Here is a 23,308-nt window from a genome sequence, read left to right on the forward strand (position 1 = left end):
GCAGAGGAACCCTGTCATGCCGTCCGACCTTACGTTGCCCGCACCGTACACGCCCCACGCCGCACTGATGCGAGCGTTCGATGCGTGCCCGCTGATCGCGATCCTGCGCGGGATCACGCCAGCCGAAGCGGCCGATCACGGCCATGCGCTTTACGAAGCCGGCTTCCGGATCGTCGAGGTGCCGCTCAACTCGCCGGATCCGTTCGGCAGCATCGCGGCGTTGCGACGCGCGCTGCCCGACGACGCGATCGTCGGCGCGGGCACCGTGCTGCGCGCCGAGTATGTCGATCGCGTGCAGGACGCGGGCGGCGCGCTGATCGTGATGCCGCACAGCGACGCGGCCGTGATCCGCCGTGCACGCGAGCGCGGCCTCGCGAGCGCACCGGGCGTCGCGACGCCGACCGAAGCGTTCTCGGCGCTCGCGAACAGCGCCGACGTGCTGAAGATGTTCCCGGCCGAGCAGCTAGGCCTGCCCGTCGTGAAGGCGTGGCGCGCGGTGATCGACCGCGCGGTGCCGCTGATTCCGGTCGGCGGAATCTCGCCCGACAACATGCAGCCATTCCTCGCGGCCGGCGCGAACGGTTTCGGGCTCGGCTCGGCGCTATACCGGCCCGGCCAGCCGGCCGACGCGACCGCGGCGAACGCGCGCGCGTTCCAGGCCGGATTGCGCGTCGCGCGCGGCGGAGCCGCATGATGGGCCGCCTCGCGGGCAAGGTCGCGATGGTGACGGGCGCGGGCCGCGGCATCGGCGCCGCGATCGCCCGTGCGTTCGTTCGCGAGGGCGCGGCCGTCGCGCTCGTCGATCTCGACTTCCCGCAGGCGCAGCACACGGCCGCCGCGATTGCGCACGACACCGACGGCGCGCGTGTGCTGCCGCTGCACGCGGACGTCGCGCGGCAGGATGCGGTGCGCGATGCGCTCGCGCAGACCGAGGCGGCATTCGGCCCGCTCGACGTACTCGTGAACAACGCGGGCATCAACGTGTTCGCCGATCCGCTGACGATGACCGACGACGACTGGCGCCGCTGCTTCGCGGTCGACCTCGACGGCGTGTGGCACGGCTGCCGCGCGGCGCTGGAGGGCATGGTCGAGCGCGGCCGCGGCAGCATCGTGAACATCGCGTCGACACACGCGTTCCGGATCATCCCGGGCTGCTTTCCATACCCGGTCGCGAAGCACGGCGTGCTGGGCCTCACGCGCGCGCTCGGCATCGAATACGCGGCGCGCAACGTACGCGTGAACGCGATCGCGCCGGGCTACATCGAGACGCAGCTCACGCGCGACTGGTGGGACGCGCAGCCCGATCCGGCCGCCGCGCGCGCCGAGACGCTCGCGCTGCAGCCGATGAAGCGGATCGGCCGGCCCGACGAGGTCGCGATGACGGCCGTGTTTCTGGCGTCCGACGAGGCGCCGTTCATCAATGCTGCGTGCATCACCGTCGACGGCGGGCGCGCGGCGCTGTATCACGACTGACGCAACGATTCGAAAGACCGCACGTGCGACGGCCGCGCGCACGCTGCGTCGAAACCAACAAGCGGCTGCATCCTGTTCGATGAAGACAAGGAGACACTGGAGATGAAACGCAGAACGTTCGTAACGCTGGCCGCCGCGGCAGCGGTGGTAATGGGAAGCCCGGTTGTGCACGCGGCCGACCCGGTCAAGATCGGCTTTCTGGTGAAGCAGCCGGAAGAGCCGTGGTTCCAGGACGAGTGGAAGTTCGCCGAGATGGCGGCGAAGGACAAGGGCTTCACGCTCGTGAAGATCGGCGCGCCGTCGGGCGAGAAGGTGATGAGCGCGATCGACAACCTGTCCGCGCAGAAGGTGCAGGGCTTCATCATCTGCACGCCCGACGTGAAGCTCGGGCCGGGCATCGTCGCGAAGGCGAAATCGCACAACCTGAAGATGATGACGGTCGACGATCGCCTCGTCGACGGCGCGGGCAAGCCGATCGAGTCGGTGCCGCACATGGGGATCTCCGCGTACAACATCGGCAAGCAGGTCGGCGATGGCATCGCGGCCGAGATCAAGAAGCGCGGCTGGAACATGAAGGACGTCGGCGCGATCGACATCACCTACGAGCAGCTGCCGACCGCGCACGACCGCACGAGCGGCGCGACCGACGCGCTGGTGGCTGCCGGCTTTCCGAAGGCGAACGTGATCGCGGCGCCGCAGGCGAAGACCGACACCGAAAACGCGTTCAACGCGGCGAACATCGCGCTCACGAAGAACCCGCAGTTCAAGCACTGGGTCGCGTACGGCCTGAACGACGAGGCCGTGCTCGGCGCGGTGCGCGCGGCCGAAGGGCGAGGCTTCAAGTCGGACAACATGATCGGCATCGGCATCGGCGGTTCCGATTCGGCGCTGAGCGAGTTCAAGAAGCCGCAGCCGACGGGCTTCTACGGCACCGTGATCATCAGCCCGAAACGCCACGGCGAGGAAACCTCGGACCTGATGTACGCGTGGATCACGCAGGGCAAGGCACCGCCGGCGCTGACGCTGACGACGGGCATGCTCGCGACGCGCGACAACGTGTCGAAGGTGCGCGAGGAGATGGGGCTCGCGTCGAAGTAAGCGGCCCGCCGGCTGCCGCGGCGATGCGGCGGCCGGCGGTCGATCGATTTCGGAAGTGGAGAGGCGACGTGTCAGCGGCACTGCGTTTTGACAATATCGGCAAGGTATTTCCCGGCGTGCGCGCACTCGACGGCATTTCGTTCGACGTGCATGCGGGCGAGGTGCATGGCCTGATGGGCGAGAACGGCGCGGGCAAGTCGACGCTGCTGAAGATTCTCGGCGGCGAATACCAGCCCGATGCGGGCAGCGTGCTGGTCGACGGCCAGCCCGTGCAGTTCGCGAGTGCGGCGGCGTCGATCGCGGCCGGCATCGCGGTGATTCACCAGGAGCTGCAGTACGTGCCCGACCTGACGGTCGCGGAAAACCTGCTGCTCGGCCGCCTGCCGAACGCGTTCGGCTGGGTGAGGAAGCGCGAGGCGAAGCGCCACGTGCGCGAGCGGCTCGCCGCGATGGGCGTCGATCTCGATCCCGACGCGAGGCTCGGGCGGCTGTCGATCGCGCAGCGGCAGATGGTCGAGATCTGCAAGGCGCTGATGCGCAATGCGCGCGTGATCGCGCTCGACGAACCGACGAGCTCGCTGTCGCATCGCGAGACCGAGGTGCTGTTCAAGCTCGTCGACGACCTGCGCGCGCAGGGCCGTGCGCTGATCTACATCTCGCACCGGATGGACGAGATCTACCGGCTGTGCGATGCCTGCACGATCTTCCGTGACGGGCGCAAGATCGCGTCGCACACGTCGCTCGACGACGTGCCGCGCGAACGGCTCGTCGCCGAGATGGTCGGGCGCGAGATTTCGGACATCTACCATTACGCGCCGCGCGCGCTCGGCGACGTGCGGTTCTCCGCCGAAGGTGTCGACGGCCCGGCGCTGCGCGAACCCGCGAGCTTCGCGGTGCGCGCGGGCGAGATCGTCGGCTTCTTCGGCCTCGTCGGCGCGGGTCGCAGCGAGTTGATGCGGCTCGTGTACGGTGCGGACCGCCGGCGCGCGGGCGTGCTGACGCTCGACGGCGCGCGCATCGACGTGAAGCGCACCGGCGACGCGATCCGCCACGGCATCGTGCTGTGCCCCGAGGACCGCAAGGAAGAAGGGATCATCGCGATCGCGTCGGTCGCGGAGAACATCAACATCAGTTGCCGCCGCCATTCGCTGCGCGCGGGGCTCTTCATCGACCGCAAGACCGAAAGCGAAACGGCCGACCGCTTCATCCAGCGGCTGAAGATCAAGACGCCGAACCGGCGGCAGAAGATCCGCTTCCTGTCGGGCGGCAACCAGCAGAAGGCGATCCTGTCGCGCTGGCTCGCGGAACCCGACCTGAAGGTCGTGATCCTCGACGAGCCGACGCGCGGGATCGACGTCGGCGCGAAGCACGAGATCTACGACGTGATCTACCGGCTCGCGGAGCGCGGCTGCGCGATCGTGATGGTGTCGTCGGAGCTGCCGGAAGTGCTCGGTGTATCCGACCGCATCGTCGTGATGCGCGAAGGCCGGATCGCGGGCGAGCTGCCGCGCGAACAGGCGAACGAGCACGCGGTGCTGAACCTCGCGTTGCCGCAGACGAGCGCCGTGCAGGCCGCCTGAGACGGCGCAATGGGATTCGATTCGATCATGCGCGGCGTGGGCCGCGCGATGCAGGAGCAGGAGACACAATCATGCAAGTCAGGGAAAACCTCGCCAGTGCTGCCGTGAAGTCATCGGCCGACGCGCTGGTACCGCAGAACGACCGCCAGAAGTGGTGGCAGCATCTGACCGAATACAGCCTCATCGCGATCTTCGTGGTGATGTTCGTCACGATGTCGCTGACGGTCGATCATTTCTTCTCGATCGACAACATGCTCGGCCTCGCGCTGTCGATCTCGCAGATCGGCATGGTCGCGTGCACGATGATGTTCTGTCTCGCGTCGCGCGACTTCGACCTGTCGATCGGCTCGACCGTCGCGTTTTCGGGCGTGCTGTGCGCGATGGTGCTGAACGCGACCGACAACACGTTCGTCGCGATCATCGCGGCGGTCGCGGCGGGCGCCGCGATCGGCTTCGTGAACGGCGCGGTGATCGCGTACCTGCGCATCAACGCGCTGATCACGACGCTCGCGACGATGGAGATCGTGCGCGGGCTCGGCTTCATCGTGTCGAAGGGGCAGGCGGTCGGCGTGTCGTCGGACACGTTCATCGCGCTCGGCGGGCTGTCGCTGTTCGGCGTGTCGCTGCCGATCTGGGTCACGCTGCTGTGCTTCATCGCGTTCGGCGTGCTGCTGAACCAGACCGTGTACGGCCGCAACACGCTCGCGATCGGCGGCAACCCCGAGGCGTCGCGGCTCGCGGGGATCAACGTCGAACGCACGCGCGTCTACATCTTCCTGATCCAGGGCGCGGTGACGGCGCTCGCGGGCGTGATCCTCGCGTCGCGCATCACGTCGGGCCAGCCGAATGCCGCGCAGGGCTTCGAGCTGAACGTGATCTCCGCGTGCGTGCTCGGCGGCGTGTCGCTGATGGGCGGTCGCGCGACGATCTCGGGCGTCGTGATCGGTGTGCTGATCATGGGCACCGTCGAGAACGTGATGAACCTGATGAACATCGACGCGTTCTACCAGTACCTCGTGCGCGGCGCGATCCTGCTCGCGGCCGTGCTGCTCGACCAGCTGAAGAACCGCGGCGTACGCGACTGACCTGATCTGCTTCCACGGAGACGAACCGCATGACCATCGACACTTCCGCGCATGACCCGCAAACCACGCGCTATGCACGGTACCCGAGCCTCGAGGATCGCGCAGTGCTGATCACGGGCGGCGCGACCGGCATCGGCGCGTCGTTCGTCGAGCACTTCGCGCAGCAGGGCGCGCGCGTCGCGTTCGTCGACCTCGACGCGGCCGCCGGCGCCGCGCTGGCGGACAGCCTCGCGCACGTGCCGCACGTGCGTCATGCACCGCTGTTCATCCAGTGCGACCTGACCGACATCGACGCGCTGCGCCATGCGATCGACGCGATCCGCGCGCGGATCGGCGCGATCGCGGTGCTCGTGAACAACGCGGCGAACGACACGCGCCACGCGATCGGCGACGTGACGCCCGCATCGTTCGACGCGGGCATCGCGGTGAACCTGCGCCATCAGTTCTTCGCCGCGCAGGCGGTGATCGACGACATGAAGCAGCAGGGCGGCGGCGCGATCGTCAATCTCGGCTCGATCAGCTGGATGCTGAAGAACGGCGGCTATCCCGTCTACGTGATGGCGAAGGCGGCCGTGCAGGGCCTGACGCGGGGTCTCGCGCGCGACCTCGGCCCGTTCGGCATCCGCGTGAATTCGCTGGTGCCCGGCTGGGTGATGACCGACAAGCAGCGCCGGCTGTGGCTCGACGACGCGGGCCGTGCGGAGATCAAGGCCGGCCAGTGCCTCGACGCCGAACTGCTGCCCGCCGACCTCGCGCGGATGGCGCTGTTCCTCGCGGCCGACGACAGCCGGATGATCACCGCGCAGGACGTGATCGTCGACGGCGGCTGGGTCTGACCGTTCGCACGACCTGCATCGTTTCTTCGACGAAGGAAAGGAGAGCTCATCATGACCGCCACGTCCGCGCGCGCATCGTCGTCCACCAACCAGTCGCGCCGTGCCCGTCTGGCCGCCGCCGCGCAGCCGGTCAGCCCCGGCCCGCAGACGGCCGCATTCGCGCAGGGCGTTGGCGCCGCGCACGCGGCGGTCGTCACGCTGTCGAACGCGTCGCTGCGGCTCGACGTGCTGCCGCACCTGGGCGGCGGCATCGCGCGCTTCGACTGGCGCGGCGACAACGGCGTGCTGATGCCGGTGTTCCGCCGCTGCGAGCACCCGGAGACGGCGACGGACCCGAACGAGCTCGCGTGCTACCCGCTGCTGCCTTACTCGAACCGGATCGGCGACGGGCGTTTCGAATGCGACGGGCGCCGCGTCGCGGTGCCGCGCAACCGCCGCGACGAGCCGCTGCCGATCCACGGCGACGGCTGGCTCGCGCCGTGGCAGGTGGACGACGCGACCGACACGTCGCTGCAACTGTCGCTCGATCGCACCGGCGGCGCGCCGTATGCGTTTCGCGCGATCCAGTCGTTCGAACTCGACGGCGCGACGCTGTCGATCGCGCTGACGATCGAGAACGCGGGGCGTGCCCGGCTGCCGTTCGGGCTCGGCGTGCATCCGTTCCTCGTGCGCGACGCGGTGACCGAGCTGGCCGCGGCGGCCGGCGGGCTGTGGCTGTCGGGCGCCGATTTCCTGCCGGTGCGGCACGTGAGCGTGCCGCCGGCCTGGCAGTTCGGCGTCGCGTATCCGCTGCCGGCTGTGCTCGTCAATCATGCGTTCACCGGCTGGGGCGGCCACGCGACGGTGAGCTGGCCGCGCCGCGGGCTTTCGCTGACCGTCGCGGCCGACACCGACGCGTACGTGCTCTATACGCCGCCCGGCGAGGATTTCTTCTGCTTCGAGCCGGTCGATCATCCGATCAATGCGATGAACCTGCCGGGCGGCGCGGCCGCGCACGGGATGACGCTGCTCGCGCCCGGCGAGCGGCTCACGCGACGTTTTGCGTTCACCGTCGAACGCGCCGATGCGCGCGGCAATGCCTCGGCACGCGAGGGACGCCGGCGACGCGGGTAAAATACGCGGTCTACCAACGGTTTGCCGCGAGTACCCGCCATGTCTTCCCCGCTTACTTTCATTGAATCGCTGCGCGCCGCGTGGCAGCGCACGAATTCGCTGCTGTGCGTCGGCCTCGATCCCGAGCCGTCGCGCTTTCCCGTGCAGTTCGACGGCCAGCCCGACGCGATCTTCGAATTCTGCCGGCAGATCGTCGACGCGACCGCGCAATACGCGAGCGCGTTCAAGCCGCAGATCGCCTACTTCGCCGCGCATCGCGCGGAAGACCAGCTCGAGCGGCTGATCGCGCACATCCACCTCCAGCATCCGGGCCTGCCCGTGATCCTCGACGCGAAGCGCGGCGACATCGGCAGCACGGCCGAGCAGTACGCGCGCGAAGCGTTCGAGCGCTATCGCGCGGACGCCGTCACGGTGAACCCGTACATGGGCTACGACTCGGTCGAGCCGTACTTCGAGCACGAAGGCCGTGGCGTGATCGTGCTGTGCCGCACGTCGAACCCGGGCGGCTCGGACCTGCAGTTCCTCGACACGAACGGCCGGCCGCTGTACCAGGTCGTCGCGGATCTCGCGGCGAACAAGTGGAACGCGAAGAACGGCCAGCTCGGCCTCGTGGTCGGCGCGACGTTCCCGAAGGAAATCGAGATCGTGCGCGGGATCGTCGGCGACATGCCGCTCCTGATCCCCGGCATCGGCGCGCAGGGCGGCGACGTGCAGGCGACCGTCAACGCGGGCCGCACGGCCGACGCGACGGGCATGATGATCAACTCGTCGCGCGCGATCCTGTACGCGAGCAAGGGCGAGGATTTCGCCGAAGCCGCGGCGCTCGCCGCGCAAAAGACCCGCGACACGATCAACGCATATCGCTGAAATGCGCAGGCCGCCCGCCCGGGCGGCCTTTTACCGCGCCCGCGCCCGCGGGCCGCGTCCCTGCTTCCGGCGCCAGCCGCATTGGCGCGCGCAAACAACTTCCCGTCGCTTCCGCACCGCATGCCCGCGCGGCAATCGAGCGATGCTGCCGCTTGTCATCGATCCGTAACCAAAATGTCAAGAAAGGGAGCGACGCCATGCCCAAGTTGTCCCGCCGTCTTCTGAGCGCGTTCGCCGCGTCGCTGTGCATGACGTTCGCCCATGCGGCGGATCTTGCGCACTGGCCGGCCGACAGCGCGAAGGCGCTGAACGCGATGATCGCCGAGCACGCGCACCGCGGCGACTACGCGGTGTTCGATGCCGACAACACGACCTACCGTTACGACCTCGAAGAATCGCTGCTGCCTTATCTCGAGAACCGCGGCGTGCTGACGCGCGACTCGCTCGACCCTGCGCTGAAGCTGATCCCGTTCAAGGATGCCGCCGACTACAAGGAATCGCTGACGAGCTACTACTACCGGCTGTGCGAGATCGACGATCTGGTCTGCTACCCGTGGATCGCGCAGGCGTTCGCGGGGCTGTCGCTCGCCGAGCTGAAGCGCCACATCGACGCGATGCTCGCCGGCGGCAAGCCGATCCCGATCCGCTACTGGCAGGGCGACAAGGTTGCCGACGGCACGGTCAACCCGCCGCGTTTCTTCCGCGGGATGCAGGAGCTGTACAACGCGCTGCGCGAGAACGGGATCGACGTCTACGTGATGACGGCCGCGCACGAGGAGCTTGCGCGGCTCGTGCTGTCCGACCCGAAGTACGGCTACAACGTGAAGCCGCAGAACGTGATCGGCGTGACGACGCTGCTGCGCAACCCGGCGACCGGTGCGCTGACGACGTCGCGGCTGCAGATCAAGGCCGGCAAGTACGACGAGGCGGCGAACCGCAATCTGGTGATCACGCCGTTCCTGATGAACCCGATGACGTGGTACGAAGGCAAGCTCGGTTCGATCGCCGGCTGGATCGACCAGTGGAAGAAGCCGGTGCTCGTCGCGGGCGACACGCCGGCGTCCGACGGCTACATGCTGCTGAACGCGACCGACGTCGCGCGCGGCGGCGTGCGCGTGTGGGTGAACAAGAAGGACAAGCAGATGGCGCAGATCCGCGCGTGGTCGGACGAATCGGCCGCGCGGCAGAAGTCGCTCGGCCTGCCGGTCACGGCGGACAAGAACTGGATCGTCGTCAAGCCCGACGCGATCCAGTAAGCGGCGGCGAGGGCGCCCGGATCGACGCTCGATCAGCCTTCGCGTTCGTCGAGCAGTTTCAGGAGCCCGCGCAGCGCATGCACGGCCGCCTGCGTGCGGATCTGCTCGCGGTCGCCCTTGAACACGAGCGTCTCGACGTCGGTATGCAGCCGGTTGCTCCATCCGAACGACACGGTGCCGACCGGCTTCTTCTCGCTGCCGCCCGCCGGGCCCGCGATGCCCGTGACGGACAGCGCGACCTGCGCGCGGCTGTTGCGCAGCGCACCTTCGGCCATCGCGCGCGCGACCGGCTCGCTGACGGCGCCGTGCTTGTCGATCAGGTCGGGCGGCACGCCGATCATGTCGATCTTGGCCTGGTTCGAGTACGTGACGAAGCCGCGCTCGAACCACTGGCTGCTGCCGGAGATGTCGGTGATCGCCGCGGCGATCATGCCGCCCGTGCAGGATTCGGCGGTGGCGAGCGTCAGGTGCTCGTCACGCAGCTTGTTGCCTGCGCGGATCGCAAGCTGGTGGACGACGGAATCGGTTGGCATGCGCGTCGGGAAACGGGAGTCGGGAAATCGGTCAGCCGACGACGGAGCGCCACAGGGCGATCACGAGCAGCGTCATGAACGCGGCGATCAGGTCGTCTGCCATGATGCCGAGCCCGCCTTTCAGGCGGCGCTCGAAATAGCGGATCGGCGGCGGCTTGAGCATGTCGAAGATGCGGAACGCGACGAACGTCCATAACTGGCCGACGAATGTCGCGGGCGTGACGAACAGCATCACGAGCCAGATCGCGACGATTTCGTCCCAGACGATGGGGCCCGGATCGGCCGTGCCCATCTTCCTCGCGGTGAAACCGGTGATCCACGTGCCCGCCACGAAGCCGGCCGCGATCAGCGCCCACCATTCGGGCACCGTCAGGTAGCGGCTGAGCACGACGAACGAGAGCCAGCCGAACAGCGAGCCGAACGTGCCGGGCATGAACGGCGCGAGCCCGCTGCCGAAGCCGAGCGACACGATGTGCGCCGGATGCGACAGCATGAAGCGCGCGGTCGCGCGCTGCGGCGCGTTCTGCGCGGCGCCGGGCTCGGGCGCGGCGTGCGCGGGCGTCGGGTCAGTCTGCATGGAAGTGGTCGAAGCCGTGCAACGTGAGAGCCAGGGGCGCGCCGGCGGTGTCGCGCCACGCGATCGCGGGCTGCTCCGACGGCGCGGACAACGCGCGTATTGTACCGATTCGCGTGACCGGAACGCCGGCCGTCGCGCCAGCCGCTTCGACCGCCGCGCGGGCCGCAGCCGGCGCAGTGAAGCACAGTTCGTAGTCGTCGCCGCCCGCCAGCGTACAGCGGCGCTGCACGTCGGGCGGCAGCGTCGCGAGCGCGGCCGAGCGCGGCACCGCGTCGGCGTCGATCTCGGCGCGCACGTTCGAGCGCGCCAGGATGTGCTGCAGGTCGCCGGCGAGGCCGTCCGAGATGTCGAGCGCCGCGTGCGCGACGCCCGCGAGCGCAAGGCCGAGCGCGATGCGCGGCTCGGGGCGCTCGAGCGCGCGCCGGAACGCGGCCGCTTCGTTCGCGCCGGCCGCCCATTCGCCGCGTGCGACGCCGAGGCCGGCGCGCGCGTCGCCGAGCGTGCCGGACACCCAGACGTCGTCGCCGTCGCGTGCGGCATCGCGCCGCAGCGCCGCGTCGGGCGCGACTTCGCCGAATACGGTCACGCACAGGTTCAGCGGCCCGCTCGTCGTGTCGCCGCCGATCAGCTCGCAGCCGAACCGCTCGGCGAGCGCGAACAGCCCGTTGCTGAACGCCTCGAGCCACGCCGCATCGGCGCGCGGCAGCGCGCACGCGAGCGTGAACGCGCGCGGCTCGGCGCCCATCGCCGCGAGGTCGGACAGGTTGACCGCGAGCGTCTTGTGGCCGAGCGCGTCGGGCGCGACGTCGGGGAAGAAGTGACGGCCTTCGACCAGCATGTCCGTCGAAATGGCCAGCAATTTCCCGGATCGGGGTGTAATCAGCGCGCAATCGTCGCCGATGCCGAGCGTCGACGCGCGTGCGCCCTGCGCGGCACGGCGCGTGAAGAAGCGTTCGATCAGCGAAAACTCGGAAAGGGCGGCTGGCACGGCGGATGGATCCGAAACGGTTGGAGGAACGGCATTGTACGAGGCGAACGGCGGCGTTCCCGCACCGTTCAGCCCATTTTTGTCGCGGCTGTCGCACCCGAATCGCCGGTCTGGCGGCCATCGATTGGCGCTACAATGCCGTCGAACAGTTATTCTAATCCGCACGTCACGAGACACATGTCCACCCAAGCCTCTTCCAAAGCCAAGCTCCGCGAAGCCGCGCTCGACTATCACGAATTCCCGACCCCCGGGAAGATCGCGATCGCTCCGACCAAGCAGATGATCAACCAGCGCGACCTCGCGCTCGCGTATTCGCCGGGCGTTGCGTATGCGTGCGAGGAGATCGTCGAGAATCCGCTGAACGCGGCGCGTTTCACCGCGCGCAGCAACCTGGTCGGCGTCGTCACGAACGGCACGGCGGTGCTCGGTCTCGGCAACATCGGCCCGCTCGCGTCGAAGCCGGTGATGGAAGGCAAGGCCGTACTGTTCAAGAAGTTCGCCGGTATCGACGTGTTCGACATCGAGCTGAACGAGTCGGATCCGCACAAGCTGGTCGACGTGATCGCCGCGCTGGAGCCCACCTTCGGCGGGATCAACCTGGAAGACATCAAGGCGCCGGACTGCTTCATCGTCGAGCGCGAAGCGCGCAAGCGGATGAAGATTCCGGTGTTCCACGACGATCAGCACGGCACCGCGATCGTCGTGGCCGCGGCCGTCACGAACGGCCTGAAGGTCGTCGGCAAGGACATCAAGAAGGTGAAGCTCGTCGCGTCCGGCGCGGGCGCGGCCGCGCTCGCGTGTCTCGACCTGCTGGTCGATATCGGGCTGCCGCTCGAAAACATCACGGTGACCGACCTGGCCGGCGTGGTCTACAAGGGCCGCGCCGAGCTGATGGATCCGGACAAGGAGCGTTTCGCACGCGAAACCGAAGCACGTACGCTGGCCGAAGTGATCGACGGCGCGGACATCTTCCTCGGCCTGTCGGCCGCCGGCGTGCTGAAGCAGGACATGGTGAAGGACATGGCCGAGCGCCCGCTGATCCTCGCGCTCGCGAACCCGACGCCGGAAATCCTGCCGGAACTCGCGCTCGAAGTGCGCCCGGACGCGGTGCTGGCCACGGGCCGCACGGATTACCCGAACCAGGTCAACAACGTGCTGTGCTTCCCGTTCATCTTTCGTGGCGCGCTCGACGTCGGCGCGACGACGATCACGCGTGAAATGGAGATCGCCGCAGTCAATGCGATCGCCGAACTCGCGCAGCAGGAGCAGAGCGACATCGTCACGACCGCGTACGGCATCCAGGACCTGTCGTTCGGGCCCGAATACCTGATTCCGAAGCCGTTCGATCCGCGCCTGATCGTGAAGATCGCGCCGGCCGTCGCGCAGGCTGCGATGGACGGCGGTGTTGCGACGCGCCCGATCGAGGACATGGAGGCGTACCGGGTTCACCTCCAGCAGTTCGTGTATCACAGCGGCACGACGATGAAGCCGATCTTCCAGATCGCGCGCGCCGCGCCGGAAGAGAAGAAGCGTGTTGTGTTCGCGGAAGGTGAAGAAGAGCGCGTGTTGCGCGCCGTTCAGATCATCGTCGACGAAAAACTTGCGAAGCCGATCCTGATCGGCCGCCCGTCGGTGATCGAGCACCGTATCCAGCGCTACGGCCTGCGCCTGAATCCGGGTGTCGACTTCACGGTCGTCAACACCGAACACGACGAGCGTTACCGCGACTTCTGGCAGACGTACTACAAGCTGATGGCGCGCAAGGGCATCAGCGAGCAGCTCGCGCGCGTCGAGATGCGCCGCCGTACGACGCTGATCGGCTCGATGCTGCTGAAGAAGGGCGAAGCGGACGGGATGATCTGCGGCACGATCAGCACCACGCACCGCCACCTGCACTTCATCGACCAGGTGATCGGCAAGCGCGCGGGCTGCAGCGTGTACGCGGCGATGAACGGCCTCGTGCTGCCGGGCCGCCAGATTTTCCTCGTCGACACGCACGTGAACGTCGATCCGACCCCGGAGCAACTGGCCGAGATCACGATCATGGCCGCGGAAGAAGTGCGCCGCTTCGGCATCGAGCCGAAGGTCGCGCTGCTGTCGCACTCGAATTTCGGCACGAGCAACGCGCCTTCGGCGAAGAAGATGCGCGATACGCTCGCGATCCTGCAGGAAACCGCGCCGGACCTGAAGGTCGACGGCGAGATGCACGGCGACGTCGCGCTGGATGCCGCGCTGCGCAAGGAGATCCTGCCGGAATCGACGCTGGAAGGCGAAGCCAACCTGCTGATCCTGCCGAACATCGATGCCGCGAACATCGCATACAACCTGCTGAAGACGGCCGCCGGCAACAACATCGCGATCGGGCCGATCCTGCTGGGCGCCGCGCAGCCGGTGCACGTGCTGACCGAATCGGCCACCGTGCGCCGGATCGTCAACATGGCGGCGCTGCTCGTCGCCGACGTGGCCGCGCGCTGAGCGGAAACGACGCGCCGGGCCGGCAGAATGCACGCGGCGCGTCGGACAAAATTGTAAACAAAAGCAAAAAGAGGCGTGCCCGCAATGGGCACGCCGCCGGGTATCGCGCGAATGCGCGCCCCGCAAGCAACAGCAGCATCTCTCCACTCCAGACGGCGAGCGTGGCAAGGAGGCAGGGTCTTGCCATTCGAGAGATGCTGCTTTTATTTTATCCTATGTAAGATAAATGTAGTGTAATTTCGGTAAGAAATGCGCGATTCGGCGTATCGTCGGCCTTTCGATTCCCAAACGGACATTGATTCGCGCGGCCAATAACGCTACGCTAACGCCTTTGCTGGTCGTCAACTACTTGATTTAACAGCGGGAACCCTGGTTCATGGCACGCAAGTGGCTCCGCAACGGCGCGCTCGCGTCCGTCTTCGCGATGTTCGCGATGGGTATCGTCGGCACGCCGACGGGCAGTCTGGTTTCCGCCGCCTACGCACGGCAGGCCGTTTCGGCCGACGTGGCCGCCAGCGGGCTCGATACGGTCCCGACCGCCCGTCTTCCACGCGAGGCCGTGACCACGCTGGGCCTGATCGGCGCCGGCGGCCCCTATCCGTACGAGAAAGACGGCGTCGTGTTCGGCAACCGCGAGCGGATCCTGCCGAAGGCGAAGCGCGGCTACTACCATGAATACACGGTGCCGACGCCGCGCGCACGCAATCGCGGCGCGCGACGGATCGTGTGCGGCGGGCCATTGCGGCGGATCGACAACTGTTATTTCACAGACGACCACTACAGCAGTTTTAAACGTATTGTTGAATGACTTCGGGATGAACGTATGAGCGACTCCATCTACGCGCACGACACGGCGGCGGCGGAACTGTTCGCGGCCGGCGACGGCAATCTGTTTCAGCGCGTGATCCAACTGCACGCGGCGGCACAGGCCGTCACCGCACCGGAACAGCAGGAAGCCGAGCCCGGGCTTTCATCGAACGAGGAGCCTATGAGCCTTTTCACGACCGTGCGACCCAATCTCGTGCAGTCGATCCGCGCGTTCCGCGTGCAGGATCTCGCCGACGAAGCCAGCCGGCTTGGCCAGCACTTCCTGTACGCGTATTGCGGCGCCGCGCAGTCGAAACAGGAAGTGATGGAAACGATCGCGACGTCGTTCCTGTTCCCGAAGCATTTCGGGAAGAACTACGACGCGCTGTACGACTGCCTGACCGACCTCGTCGCGAAGGCCGGCGCACAGCCCGGTTTCGTGATCGTCCTCGAAGGGCTGCCGATCGCGCAGAAATTCGACAAGGAAGGGCGCGAGACGCTGCTCGACGTGTTCCGCGAGGCGTCCGAGTTCTGGGCCGAGCGCAAGGTCGCGTTCCGCGTGTTCTACTCGTTCGCGTAAGCGCGAATCGGCCAGCGGCCGGTCCGGCGAAAAGCCCGCTTCGAGCGGGCTTTTTTGCGTCCGTGCGTTTCGCGATGCCGATGACGCGTCCCGTGACGGGCAAGATCGACCTTTACAGCCTGAACGGCGACTGGATGACTGGAAGCCCGCAAGACGTGTTGACGCCGGTCCTCGCCACGTTGTCCGATTCGATGCCGCACAAGGCGTCGCGAGACAAGCAGCAGCCCTGAAACGCGACGTATTCATGCGCGGATGCCGGCCGCGAGTCACGTCATGGCCGGACGCCGTGCGTGCTGCGAAGCGCCGTGCAGCCTGGTGCGGCGGCACGGCCGTGGCATCACCACCCGCCCCAGCGCGCCGCGAGCGCGGCGAGCACGGCCGCGCCGGCCGTCTCGGTGCGCAGCACGCGGGGCCCAAGCGACAGCGCGGTGAACCCGTGCGCGCGCGCCGCGTTTTCCTCGTCGGGCGACAGCCCGCCTTCAGGCCCGATCAGCAGCGTGACGGGTGCAGCGGGCGGCGTGTCGGGCAGCGACGCAAACGGGATGCTCGCACGCGGCGACAGCAGCAGCCGCAGTTCGCCGTCGGCCGGCGTGACCGGCAGCGCATCGAGCCACGCGTTGAAGCCGAGTACCGGCGCGACGTCGGGCACACGGTTGCGCCCGCATTGTTCGCACGACGCGCGCACGACGCCGCGCCAGTGCGCGACGCGCTTGTCCGCGCGTTCGCCCGCGAGCTTCACGACGCCGCGCGCGGTCGACAGCGGCACGACCGCCGCGACGCCGAGTTCGACGGCCTTCTCGATTACCCAGTCCATCTTGTCGCCGCCGGCGATCCCTTGCGCGAGCGTCACGCGGTAGGGCGGCTCGGCCTCGGCCGGTTCGAATGCGTCGATCTGCACGATCGCGCTGCGCTTGTCGATCTCGACGAGCCGTGCGCGGTACTGGCCGCCCGTGCCGTCGAACAGCGCGAGCACGTCGCCGGGCTGCAGGCGCAGCACCTGCACGTGGCGCGCGACGTCGGCCGGCAGCGCGAGCGTGGCGTCGGCGCGCAGTGCCGCGTCGACGAAAAAGCGCGGCACGGCCGCGGTGGTGGTGGCTTCGTTCATGCGTGTGGCGGTTTCGCTCATGTGTCGAGACGGCGCGCGAGCGCCCATCGGTAGCCGTCGAGATCCTCGATCTGCGCGAACCGGTCGCCCCAGAACTGGTCCTGCGGCGCGGTCAGCGATTTCGCGCCCGCGTCGAGCGCCCGCTGCCAGGTTGCGTCGACGTCGTCGACATACAGATAGAACGATTGCGGTGCGATGGCGTTCGCGCGCTTCGGCGTGAGCGCGGTCGAGCCGAACGCGCCCTCGGGCGCGAACATCACGATCAGCTGGCCGTGATAGGCCATTTCGACGTGCATGATCGCGCCGTCCTCGTCGTGCACGTCGCGCAGCTCGAAGCCGAATGCGGCCTTGAAGAAATCGATGGCCGCGCGCGCGTTGCGTACGGCCAGGTAGGGCGTCAACCAAGGCACGTTGGCCGGACGTGGATCGGTCATGAAAATCTCCTGTCGAACAGTGTTGGCGCTTTAGCGCTTACTCTGTTCCCATGCTTCGCGGTCGAACAGTGTTGGCGCTTTAGCGCTTACTCTGTTCCCATGCTTCGCGGTCGAACAGTGTTGGCGCTTTAGCGCTTACTCTGTTCCCATGCTTCGCGGTCGAACAGTGTTGGCGCTTCAGCGCTTGCTCTGATCCCGTGCATCGGCGTTCGTTCAGAGTGGCAGCGCTGCGTCCGGGGCGTTCCGGTCCCGCGCTTCGCACGACGAATCCTGCGAAGCCGCGATGGAAAACCGGAGCGATGCGGCCGCCCGGACGCTCAGCGGCGAACGCCCAGTGTATCGCGCAGTGCGTGCGGCAGGGCAAAGAGGGACGCATGCAGCCGCGCGTCGTAGTAGCGCAAGCCCTGGACGTGCCGGGCGGCGAGCCGTTCGTCGATGTCGTGCGCGAACAGCGCGGCCGCATCGAGCGTGTCGCTCGCGATCGCCATCAGCCACTGCGAGCCGTACAGCGGCACGTGTGCGGACAGCGGATCGACGACCGCGAAGCTCGCGCGCAGGTCGTCGAGCAGCGCGGCGATGCGCGATGCGTGGAACACCGGCGAGCCGAGGTGCAGCGAGATCGCGCCGCACGGCGTGAGAATCCGCTTGAGCCGCGCGTAGAACGCGCGCGTATAGAGGCCGGCCGCCGGCGAATCGGGCGGCGTGAGGTCGAATACGACGAGATCGAAATGCTCGACGGTCGACTCGACGAAATGCGCGGCGTCGCCGATCACGACCTCGACGCGCGGGTCGTCGAGCGCGCCCTGGTGCACGTCGTCGAGATAACGACGCGCCATCCCGATCACCTCGTCGTCGAGTTCCGCGACGACGATCCGCTCGATGCACGCGTGCTTGAGCAACTGGCGCGCCGCGCCGCCGTCGCCGCCGCCGAGCACGAGCGCCTTCCGGGGCGACGGATGCGCGAGCGCAGCCGGGTGCGTCATGCACTCGTGATAGACGTACTCGTCGCCGACCGACGTCATCGGTTGGCCGTCCAGCGTGAACAGGCGGCCGAGCTGCGGGGTTTCCCAGACTTCGATCTGCTGGTGCGGGGACGCGACGCGCGCCAGCCGCCGGGCATTCGGGAAGCCGTAAGTGGCGTCGGGAGTCGGGTGAAAAAGTAGCGTGGTGCTCACGGGGCGGGCCACGGAGGGCAGTCGGTTCTGACGTCTGAATTATAGGAGGCGCGCGGTTTGGCGGAAAACCGTGCCGGAACACGATGCGCCGACAAGGGAAATGTCGGCCCATCTGTTAAAATGACGAGCTTTGCAGCCCCGTCCGTAGGCTCCGTCCGCTTCGCGTCCGTCAGGCGCCGCATCGCGCGCCGGGAACGATTGACGCTCGAGCTTCCGGATGCCGCCGTGCCCCCGTTTCCTCGACTCGTTCTCCGGACTCGACATGACGACTTCGTCTCCCGCCTCTACCACCCTGATGGCCAACGCGATCCGTGCGCTCGCGATGGACGCCGTCCAGCAAGCGAATTCCGGCCACCCCGGCATGCCGATGGGCATGGCCGAAATCGGCGTCGCGCTCTGGTCGCGCCATCTGAAGCACAACCCGACGAACCCGCACTGGGCAGACCGCGACCGCTTCGTGCTGTCGAACGGCCATGGCTCGATGCTGCTGTATTCGCTGCTGCACCTGACCGGCTACGACCTGCCGATGGAAGAGCTGAAGCACTTCCGCCAGCTGCACTCGAAGACGCCGGGCCACCCGGAATACGGGATCACGCCGGGTGTCGAGACGACCACGGGCCCGCTTGGCCAGGGTCTCGCGAACGCGGTCGGCATGGCGCTCGGCGAAGCGCTGATGGCCGACGAGTTCAACCGTGACGGCGCGAAGATCGTCGATCACCACACGTACGTGTTCCTCGGCGACGGCTGCCTGATGGAAGGCATCTCGCACGAAGCCTGCTCGCTCGCCGGCACGCTGAAGCTGAACAAGCTGATCGCGCTGTACGACGACAACGGCATTTCGATCGACGGCGACGTCGTGAACTGGTTCCACGACGACACCCCGAAGCGCTTCGAGGCGTACGGCTGGAACGTGATCCCGAACGTGAACGGCCATGACGTCGACGCGGTCGACGCGGCGATCGCGAAGGCGAAGCTGTCGGACAAGCCGACGATGATTTGCTGCAAGACGGTGATCGGCAAGGGCGCGGCGACCAAGGCCGGCGGCCACGACGTGCACGGCGCGGCGCTCGGCGCGGAAGAAATCGCGAAGACGCGCGAAGCGCTCGGCTGGAAGTGGGAGCCGTTCGTGATTCCGCAGGAAGTCTATGCGGCATGGGATGCGAAGGAAGCCGGCAAGCGCGCCGAGTCCGATTGGGACGCGACGTTCGCGCAATATCGTGCGAAGTTCCCGGCGGAAGCGGCCGAATTCGAGCGCCGCATGGCCAACCAACTGCCGGCCGACTGGGCCCAGAAGGCTGCGGCGATCATCGCCGGCGCGAACGAGCGCGCCGAGACGGTCGCGACCCGCAAGGCGTCGCAGCAGGCGATCGAAGGGCTGGCCGCCGCGCTGCCCGAGCTGCTCGGCGGCTCGGCCGACCTGACCGGCTCGAACCTGACCAACTGGAAGGCCTCGAAGGCGGTCCGCGCGAATCCTGAAGGCGCGGGCGTGCTGCTCGGCAACCACATCAACTACGGCGTGCGCGAATTCGGCATGAGCGCCGCGATCAACGGCCTCGCGCTGCACGGCGGCCACAAGCCGTTCGGCGGCACGTTCCTGACGTTCTCCGACTACAGCCGCAACGCGCTGCGCGTGGCCGCGCTGATGAAGCTGCCGTCGATCTTCGTGTTCACGCACGACTCGATCGGTCTCGGCGAAGACGGCCCGACGCACCAGTCGGTCGAGCACGTGTCGAGCCTGCGCCTGATCCCGAACCACGACGTGTGGCGTCCGGCCGACACGGTCGAGACGGCCGTCGCGTGGACCCACGCGGTCGCAGCGGATCGTCCGTCGAGCCTGATCTTCAGCCGCCAGAACCTCGCGTTCAACCCGCGCACCGACTCGCAGATCGCCAACATCGAGAAGGGCGGCTACGTGCTGAAGGACTGGGACGAAGAGATCGTCGCGCGCAAGATCATCCTGATCGCGACGGGCTCGGAAGTCGAGCTCGCGATGAAGGCCGTCGAGCCGCTCGCGCAGCAGGGCATCGCGGCCCGCGTCGTGTCGATGCCGTCGACCAACGTGTTCGACCGCCAGGACGCCGAATACCGCGAACGCGTGCTGCCGCACGGCGTGCGCCGCGTCGCGATCGAAGCCGGCGTGACCGCCTTCTGGCACAAGTACGTCGGCCTCGAAGGCGGCGTCGTCGGGATCGACACGTTCGGCGAATCGGCGCCGGCCGGCGTGCTGTTCAAGTACTTCGGCTTCACCGTCGAGCACGTTGTCGAAACCGCGAAGGCCGTGCTGGCCTGAATGCATTCGCGACGCGCGCCACCCCTCGCGTGCGTCGCACCGTGAAGCTGCACGAAACGAATTTTTTCAGCCATCAGGAGATAGACCATGACGATTCGCGTCGCAATCAACGGCTACGGCCGCATCGGCCGCAACACGCTGCGCGCGTTCTATGAAAACGGCAAGAAGCACGATCTCGAGATCGTCGCGATCAACGACCTGGGCGATGCGAAGACCAACGCGCACCTGACCCAGTACGACACCGCGCACGGCAAGTTCCCGGGCGAAGTGACGGTCGACGGCGACTACCTCGTCGTGAACGGCGACAAGATCCGCGTGCTGGCCAACCGCAACCCGGCCGAACTGCCGTGGGGCGAGCTGGGTGTCGACGTCGTGATGGAATGCACGGGCTTCTTCACGACCAAGGAAAAGGCGAGCGCGCACCTGAAGGGCGGCGCGAAGAAGGTGATCATCTCGGCGCCGGGCGGCAAGGACGTCGACGCGACGATCGTCTACGGCGTGAACCACAACGTGCTGAAGGCCGAGCACACCGTCATCTCGAACGCATCGTGCACGACGAACTGCCTCGCGCCGCTCGTCAAGCCGCTGAACGACAAGATCGGCCTCGAAACCGGCCTGATGACGACGATCCACGCGTACACGAACGACCAGGTGCTGACGGACGTCTATCACGAAGACCTGCGTCGCGCGCGTTCGGCCACGCACAGCCAGATCCCGACGAAGACGGGCGCGGCTTCCGCCGTCGGCCTGGTGCTGCCGGCACTGAACGGCAAGCTCGACGGTTACGCGATCCGCGTCCCGACGATCAACGTGTCGATCGTCGACCTGTCGTTCATCGCCAAGCGCGACACGACGGTCGAGGAAGTCAACGCGATCATGAAGGAAGCGTCGGAAGGCGCGCTGAAGGGCATCCTCGGCTACAACGAGGCGCCGCTGGTGTCGATCGACTTCAACCACAATCCGGCTTCGTCGACGTTCGATGCGACGCTGACCAAGGTGTCGGGCCGCCTCGTCAAGGTGTCGAGCTGGTACGACAACGAGTGGGGTTTCTCGAACCGCATGCTGGATACGGCTGTCGCGTTCGCGAACGCGAAGTAATCCCGCACGTTGCGCGGCCGCCGCAAGGCGGCACGCGCGGCGAACGAGCCCGGCCCGGTTTTCCGGCCGGGCTTTTTTATTGTCCCGAATGCGTTATTGCCGGTCCGCCGTCACCTGTTCGAGCGCGTCGACGAATGCGCGCTTCAGCGGGCTGTCGAGGTCGGTCCATGCAAGGCCGATGCCGGTCCGGTGCCCGGCCAGGTCGAGCGGTCGCGCGAGCACGTTCGGCGGCAGCGCGCTGGCGGCTTCCGCCGGGATCAGCCCGATTCCCATGCCGGCAGCGACGAGCGCGAGCATCGTCGTGAATTCCCCGAACTCCTGCGCGATCTCGAGCGTCGTGCCCGCGCGGCTCAGCGCGAGCAGCATGTCGTCGTGAAAGCCGGGCGCGTAGCGGCGCGCGAGCACGAACGCAGGCTGGCCGCGCAGTGCGGCCGGCGGGATCGCGTCGTGGGCGGCGAGCGGATGATCGGGCGGCAGCGCGACGACGAAGCCTTCCTCGAGCACCACGCGCGTGTCGATGCCCGCATACGCGGCCGGCAGCCGGATCATCCCGAAATCGATCCGGCGGTCGCGCAGCGCGGCGATCTGGTCGGGCGTCGGCATGTCCTTCAGTTCGAGCGCGATCAGCGGATAGCGCTCGCGCATCATGCGCAGCACGGCCGGCAGCAGCGTGGGCAGCACCGACGACACGAATGCGATCCGCAGCGTGCCGATCTCGCCGCGGCTCGACAGCCGCGCCATCTGTTCCGCGCGCGCGGCCTGCTGCAGCGTGGCCCGCGCTTCGGGCAGGAGCACGCGCCCCGTGTCGCTCAGTTCGACCTTGTGTCGGTCGCGCTCGAACAGGCGCGCCCCCAGTTCCTCCTCGAGCGCCTTGATCTGCATGCTCAGCGCGGGCTGCACGATGAACAGGCGCTGCGCGGCGCGCCCGAAATGCAGCTCTTCCGCGAGCGTGACGAAGGCGCGCAATTGCTTGAGTTCCATGGGCGGCGGGCAGGCGAGATCGGTAATCATATTTCATGATAACCGGATCAAAAAAGACCATTGGCGCGGTGCCCGGCCGGAAGCCGAAGATACCGTCAACACGAGACCGGCCGCGACGGGCAGCCGGCTCCACTGGCACGAGGAGACATGCATGACGAACGCGCTTGACCGGTTCCGCCTCGACGGCCGCCGCGCATTGATCACGGGTTCCGGACGCGGGATCGGGCTGACGCTCGCCCGCGGGCTCGCGGAAGCCGGCGCGGCGATCGTCATCAACGATCGCAATGAGGAGAAGGCCGCGACGCTCGCGCGCCATTTCCGCGAGGAAGGCTTCGCGGCCGACCACGCGGTGTTCGACGTCGCCGAGCACGCGCAGGTACGCGCGGCGATCGACGATTTCGAGGCGCGCGTCGGCGCGATCGACATCCTCGTCAATAACGCGGGCATCCAGCGCCGCGCGCCGCTCGACGCATTCGAACCCGACGACTGGCATGCGCTGATGCGCGTGAATCTCGACGGCGTGTTCAACGTCGCGCAGGCCGTCGCGCGTCACATGATCGCGCGCGGCCACGGGAAGATCATCAACATCTGCTCGGTGCAGAGCGAGCTCGCGCGTCCGTCGATCGCGCCGTATGCGGCGACGAAGGGCGCGGTGCGGATGCTGACGAAAGGGATGTGCGCCGACTGGGCGCGCCACGGCATCCAGGCGAACGGCCTCGCGCCCGGCTATTTCGAGACCGAACTCAATCGCGCGCTGGTCGACGACGCGGCGTTCTCGGACTGGCTGTGCAAGCGCACGCCGGCCGGCCGCTGGGGGCGCGTCGACGAGCTGTGCGGCGCGGCGATCTTCCTCGCGTCGGCCGCGTCCGATTTCGTGAACGGCCAGACGCTGTTCGTCGACGGCGGGCTGACCAGCGCCGTCTGAGCGGCGGCGCGCCGCCGGCTTCGGCCGGCATC

At 67.7% G+C, this 23,308-nt stretch carries 23 protein-coding genes; 16 read left to right on the top strand and 7 right to left on the bottom strand.

Annotated features, from left to right (window positions below):
• The first annotated feature begins 16 nt into the window (after positions 1-16).
• The 9 genes from CUJ89_RS03020 (at position 17) to CUJ89_RS03060 (ending at position 9,308) form a co-directional block, all read left to right on the top strand.
• The gene (locus tag CUJ89_RS03020) at positions 17-694 is read left to right on the top strand and encodes a 2-dehydro-3-deoxy-6-phosphogalactonate aldolase (RefSeq protein ID WP_114176068.1); all 678 of its coding nucleotides are present in this window, start codon (positions 17-19) and stop codon (positions 692-694) included.
• Positions 694-1,473: an SDR family oxidoreductase gene (locus tag CUJ89_RS03025; protein WP_114176069.1), complete on the top strand. Its 780-nt coding sequence runs from the start codon at positions 694-696 to the stop codon at positions 1,471-1,473. The genes CUJ89_RS03020 and CUJ89_RS03025 overlap by 1 nt, the downstream gene beginning before the upstream one ends.
• 102 nt (positions 1,474-1,575) lie before the next feature.
• Positions 1,576-2,571, top strand: coding sequence for an arabinose ABC transporter substrate-binding protein (locus CUJ89_RS03030; RefSeq protein ID WP_114176070.1), 996 nt, complete (start codon positions 1,576-1,578; stop codon positions 2,569-2,571).
• Positions 2,572-2,639: 68 nt separating this feature from the next.
• Entirely contained in the window at positions 2,640-4,151 is a 1,512-nt protein-coding gene (gene araG, locus CUJ89_RS03035) for an L-arabinose ABC transporter ATP-binding protein AraG (protein WP_114176071.1), read from the top strand.
• Between the two features lie 71 nt (positions 4,152-4,222).
• Positions 4,223-5,236 carry an L-arabinose ABC transporter permease AraH gene (gene araH, locus CUJ89_RS03040; RefSeq protein WP_114176072.1) on the top strand — a complete coding sequence of 338 codons (1,014 nt, stop codon included), beginning with the start codon at positions 4,223-4,225 and terminating at the stop codon, positions 5,234-5,236.
• 29 nt (positions 5,237-5,265) lie between these two features.
• Positions 5,266-6,072 (top strand): SDR family NAD(P)-dependent oxidoreductase, encoded by an 807-nt coding sequence (locus tag CUJ89_RS03045; protein ID WP_114176073.1) that lies wholly within the window; start codon positions 5,266-5,268, stop codon positions 6,070-6,072.
• Between the two features lie 51 nt (positions 6,073-6,123).
• Positions 6,124-7,185: an aldose 1-epimerase gene (locus tag CUJ89_RS03050; RefSeq protein WP_114176074.1), complete on the top strand. Its 1,062-nt coding sequence runs from the start codon at positions 6,124-6,126 to the stop codon at positions 7,183-7,185.
• Positions 7,186-7,224: 39 nt separating this feature from the next.
• Entirely contained in the window at positions 7,225-8,052 is an 828-nt protein-coding gene (gene pyrF / locus CUJ89_RS03055; RefSeq protein WP_114176075.1) for an orotidine-5'-phosphate decarboxylase, read from the top strand.
• Between the two features lie 197 nt (positions 8,053-8,249).
• Positions 8,250-9,308: a haloacid dehalogenase-like hydrolase gene (locus CUJ89_RS03060; protein ID WP_114176076.1), complete on the top strand. Its 1,059-nt coding sequence runs from the start codon at positions 8,250-8,252 to the stop codon at positions 9,306-9,308.
• A 32-nt stretch (positions 9,309-9,340) separates the two neighbouring features.
• On the opposite strand, the gene CUJ89_RS03065 is transcribed toward CUJ89_RS03060, so the two are convergent.
• Genes CUJ89_RS03065 through thiL form a run of 3 tightly spaced genes read right to left on the bottom strand, consistent with a single transcriptional unit; the run spans position 9,341 to position 11,406 of the window.
• Positions 9,341-9,841, bottom strand: coding sequence for a CinA family protein (locus tag CUJ89_RS03065; RefSeq protein ID WP_034182697.1), 501 nt, complete (start codon positions 9,839-9,841; stop codon positions 9,341-9,343).
• Between the two features lie 31 nt (positions 9,842-9,872).
• The gene (locus tag CUJ89_RS03070) at positions 9,873-10,418 is read right to left on the bottom strand and encodes a phosphatidylglycerophosphatase A (protein WP_114176077.1); all 546 of its coding nucleotides are present in this window, start codon (positions 10,416-10,418) and stop codon (positions 9,873-9,875) included.
• Positions 10,408-11,406, bottom strand: a complete 999-nt coding sequence (thiL, locus tag CUJ89_RS03075; protein ID WP_114176078.1) for a thiamine-phosphate kinase — start codon at positions 11,404-11,406, stop codon at positions 10,408-10,410. The genes CUJ89_RS03070 and thiL overlap by 11 nt, the downstream gene beginning before the upstream one ends.
• A gap of 177 nt (positions 11,407-11,583) precedes the next feature.
• Between thiL and CUJ89_RS03080 the strand changes: the two genes are divergently transcribed.
• The 4 genes from CUJ89_RS03080 (at position 11,584) to CUJ89_RS37960 (ending at position 15,498) form a co-directional block, all read left to right on the top strand.
• A complete protein-coding gene (locus CUJ89_RS03080) occupies positions 11,584-13,881 on the top strand; it encodes an NADP-dependent malic enzyme (protein WP_114176079.1) in 2,298 nt (765 codons plus the stop codon).
• A gap of 376 nt (positions 13,882-14,257) precedes the next feature.
• Positions 14,258-14,689 carry a ribonuclease gene (locus CUJ89_RS03085; RefSeq protein WP_114176080.1) on the top strand — a complete coding sequence of 144 codons (432 nt, stop codon included), beginning with the start codon at positions 14,258-14,260 and terminating at the stop codon, positions 14,687-14,689.
• Positions 14,690-14,704: 15 nt separating this feature from the next.
• Complete coding sequence (locus CUJ89_RS03090; RefSeq protein ID WP_114176081.1) at positions 14,705-15,268, top strand: barstar family protein; 564 nt, start codon at positions 14,705-14,707, stop codon at positions 15,266-15,268.
• 80 nt (positions 15,269-15,348) lie between these two features.
• Positions 15,349-15,498, top strand: coding sequence for a hypothetical protein (locus tag CUJ89_RS37960; protein ID WP_201752322.1), 150 nt, complete (start codon positions 15,349-15,351; stop codon positions 15,496-15,498).
• A gap of 107 nt (positions 15,499-15,605) precedes the next feature.
• Here CUJ89_RS37960 and CUJ89_RS03095 read toward each other — a convergent pair whose 3' ends face one another.
• From CUJ89_RS03095 to speE, 3 genes are all read right to left on the bottom strand, one after another.
• Positions 15,606-16,373: a 16S rRNA (uracil(1498)-N(3))-methyltransferase gene (locus tag CUJ89_RS03095; RefSeq protein WP_114178466.1), complete on the bottom strand. Its 768-nt coding sequence runs from the start codon at positions 16,371-16,373 to the stop codon at positions 15,606-15,608.
• A 17-nt stretch (positions 16,374-16,390) separates the two neighbouring features.
• Entirely contained in the window at positions 16,391-16,807 is a 417-nt protein-coding gene (locus CUJ89_RS03100; protein ID WP_114176082.1) for a VOC family protein, read from the bottom strand.
• Between the two features lie 317 nt (positions 16,808-17,124).
• Positions 17,125-17,982, bottom strand: coding sequence for a polyamine aminopropyltransferase (speE, locus tag CUJ89_RS03115; protein WP_114178467.1), 858 nt, complete (start codon positions 17,980-17,982; stop codon positions 17,125-17,127).
• Between the two features lie 217 nt (positions 17,983-18,199).
• Between speE and tkt the strand changes: the two genes are divergently transcribed.
• Both tkt and gap read left to right on the top strand, forming a co-directional pair.
• Positions 18,200-20,272: a transketolase gene (tkt, locus tag CUJ89_RS03120; RefSeq protein ID WP_114176083.1), complete on the top strand. Its 2,073-nt coding sequence runs from the start codon at positions 18,200-18,202 to the stop codon at positions 20,270-20,272.
• Between the two features lie 87 nt (positions 20,273-20,359).
• Positions 20,360-21,370, top strand: coding sequence for a type I glyceraldehyde-3-phosphate dehydrogenase (gene gap / locus CUJ89_RS03125; protein WP_114176084.1), 1,011 nt, complete (start codon positions 20,360-20,362; stop codon positions 21,368-21,370).
• Positions 21,371-21,463: 93 nt separating this feature from the next.
• Here gap and CUJ89_RS03130 read toward each other — a convergent pair whose 3' ends face one another.
• The gene (locus CUJ89_RS03130) at positions 21,464-22,351 is read right to left on the bottom strand and encodes a LysR family transcriptional regulator (RefSeq protein ID WP_114176085.1); all 888 of its coding nucleotides are present in this window, start codon (positions 22,349-22,351) and stop codon (positions 21,464-21,466) included.
• Positions 22,352-22,502: 151 nt separating this feature from the next.
• Here CUJ89_RS03130 and CUJ89_RS03135 point away from each other — a divergent pair, with 151 nt between their 5' ends.
• Positions 22,503-23,276: an SDR family NAD(P)-dependent oxidoreductase gene (locus tag CUJ89_RS03135; protein ID WP_114178468.1), complete on the top strand. Its 774-nt coding sequence runs from the start codon at positions 22,503-22,505 to the stop codon at positions 23,274-23,276.
• The last annotated feature ends 32 nt before the right edge of the window (positions 23,277-23,308 follow it).

The organism is Burkholderia pyrrocinia (assembly GCF_003330765.1).
In the GTDB taxonomy this organism is placed as follows: domain Bacteria; phylum Pseudomonadota; class Gammaproteobacteria; order Burkholderiales; family Burkholderiaceae; genus Burkholderia; species Burkholderia pyrrocinia_B.